The organism is uncultured Amaricoccus sp. (genome assembly GCF_937858865.1).
In the GTDB taxonomy this organism is placed as follows: Bacteria; Pseudomonadota; Alphaproteobacteria; order Rhodobacterales; family Rhodobacteraceae; genus Amaricoccus.
Genome location: NZ_CALLYO010000361.1, coordinates 1 through 2,285, shown reverse-complemented (window position 1 = coordinate 2,285; position 2,285 = coordinate 1). Strand labels below are relative to the sequence as shown.

The following is a 2,285-nucleotide window of genomic DNA, read 5'->3' as shown; positions in this document are numbered from 1 at the left end:
CTGAAGTGCTCGCGCGGCAAGATTAGGTTTGGACCTACATCGGGATCGAAGTCCCTTAGGCCGCCGGCGCGAAGTCGTCGCGGGCGCCGACCATGTAGTGGACGAGCTCGCCCGTGTCGGTGTCGCCGACCGGCTTCTCGGCGACCTTGCGGCCGCGGTGCATGACGACGATGCGGTCGCAGACGGCGAAGACGTCGGGCAGCGTGTGGGTGATGAGGATGACCGGCACGCCCTGGTCGCGCAGCCGGGCGATGAGTTCGAGCACCTTCTGCTGCTCGGGGACGCCGAGGTTGTTGGTCGGCTCGTCCATGATCATGAGGCGCGCGTCCCAGTAGACGGCGCGGGCGATGGCGACCGCCTGGCGCTGGCCGCCGGACAGGCTCTCGATCGGCTGGGTCAGGGTCGGGAAGTGGATGTCGAGCTCGTCGAGCGCGGCCTGCGATTCGGCCAGCATGCGGCGCTCGTCCAGCGTCCTCACCAGGCCGCCGAGATGGCGCGACTTGAGCTCGCGCCCGAGGAAGATGTTGGCCGGGACGTCGAGGTTGTTGGCGAGGGCGAGGTCCTGGTAGATCGTCTCGATCCCGTGGCTGCGGGCGTCGATGGGGGTCGCGAAGCTGGTGCGCGCGCCGTTCAGCCAGATCTCGCCCTCCTCGGCGGCGTAGACGCCGCTGACGCATTTGATCAGCGTCGACTTGCCGGCGCCGTTGTCGCCGAGCAGGCCCACGACCTCGCCGGCGCGGACGTCGAGGCTGACGCCCTTCACGGCGGTCAGCCCGCCGAAGCGCTTGGTGAGGTTGCGGACGGAGAGGACCGGCTCGGTCATGGCTGGCGCACCCGCCCGACGATGAGGTCGCGCGACTGGTCGATCAGGACGGCGATGATCACGACGGCGCCGACGACGATGAACTGCCAGAAGGCGTCGACGTTCAGCATCACGAGCCCGGTGGTCAGCACCGCGATGATCAGCGAGCCGATCACCGTGCCGGTGATGGTGCCGGCGCCGCCGAAGAGGCTGACCCCGCCGATGATGACGGCGGCGATCGAGGAGAGCAGCAGCGGGTCGCCGATGACGGCCGAGCCGGCGCTGAAGCGCAGCGTCGAGAGGAAGCCGGCGATGCCGGCGGTGATCGCCGAGAGCATGTAGAGGACGATGATCCGCCGGTCGACCGGGATGCCGGCGCGCCGCGCCGCCTCGAGGTTGCCGCCGATCGCGTAGGTGTGGCGGCCGAACTGCGTCTTGCGCAGGAGGAACATGGCGATGCCGACGACGATCGCGGTGATGACGACCGGATAGGGCAGGATGCGGTCCATCCGGCGCAGGAGCTCGCCCGAGACCTCGGGCGGGGCCAGCCAGTAGAAGCCGCCGCCCTCGCCGCGGATGAAGTAGGCGACGGCCTCGTTGCCGTAGGCGCGGATGCCGGGGGGCAGGCCGATGACGGTGGTGTTCTCGGCCATGAGCAGCGCCGCGCCGCGCACGATGAAGGACGAGCCGAGGGTGACGATGAAGGCCGGTACCTTCAGCTTGGCGATGATGACGCCGTTGAGGAAGCCGACGAGGCCCGCCGTCGCCACCGCGGCGGTGAAGCCGATCACCGCCGAGGGGAAGAGCGGCACGCCGTGGTTGAAGGCCCAGCGGATGGCGAGGGCCGAGGTGACCGAGCAGAGGCTCATCACCCAGCCGACCGAGAGGTCGATGCCGGCGCCGATGATGACGAAGGTCTGCCCGAGGCCGAGCAGCAGGATCGGCGTGATCGCGACGAGGATGTTCTGCGAGTTGCGGACGGTGAGGAAGCTGACCGACCCCCCGCTCACCAGCGGCACGGCGACGACGAAGAAGAGGATGAGCAGCCCGAGGAAGGCCCAGGCCCAGAAGCGGCTGACGGCGAGGACCGCCCGCTGCGAGACGGTCCGGGCCGCGGATGGGCTCTGGTCGAGGACGCTCACGAGGCTGGCTTCCCGGGGTGGGGCGGGGGCGCCGCGCCGGCGCGCCCCGCCGGGGGCACGTCAGTTGCCGGGCACCTGGTAGATGAAGCGCGCGATCTCGGGGTCGGAGATATTGTCCTTGTCGATGATCGCGAAGCCGGTCTCCACCCGCCGCGGCAGGCTGGTGACGCCGGCGGCGTCGGCGGCGGCGAACTGCACCGCCATATAGCCCATGTCGAAGGGCTTCTGGGCGAGGACCATGGTCACGACGCCCTGGTTCAGCGACTCGATCGCGTCCTTGGTGGCATCGTAGGCGACGACCTGGACGTGGCCGCCGAGCCCGGCGTTGATGACCGCCTGGC

2 protein-coding genes and 1 pseudogene are annotated in these 2,285 nt (G+C 69.8%); all 3 read right to left on the bottom strand.

The genetic code is table 11. From position 1 onward, the window contains the following. Positions 1 to 55: 55 nt before the first annotated feature. Positions 56 to 823, bottom strand: coding sequence for an ATP-binding cassette domain-containing protein (locus Q0112_RS10430; RefSeq protein WP_297974885.1), 768 nt, complete (start codon positions 821 to 823; stop codon positions 56 to 58). Next, positions 820 to 1,944 (bottom strand): ABC transporter permease, encoded by a 1,125-nt coding sequence (locus tag Q0112_RS10425; protein WP_297974882.1) that lies wholly within the window; start codon positions 1,942 to 1,944, stop codon positions 820 to 822. The genes Q0112_RS10430 and Q0112_RS10425 overlap by 4 nt, the downstream gene beginning before the upstream one ends. Positions 1,945 to 2,004: 60 nt before the next feature. After that, a pseudogene (locus Q0112_RS10420) lies at positions 2,005 to 2,285 on the bottom strand (hypothetical protein); the annotation flags it as partial.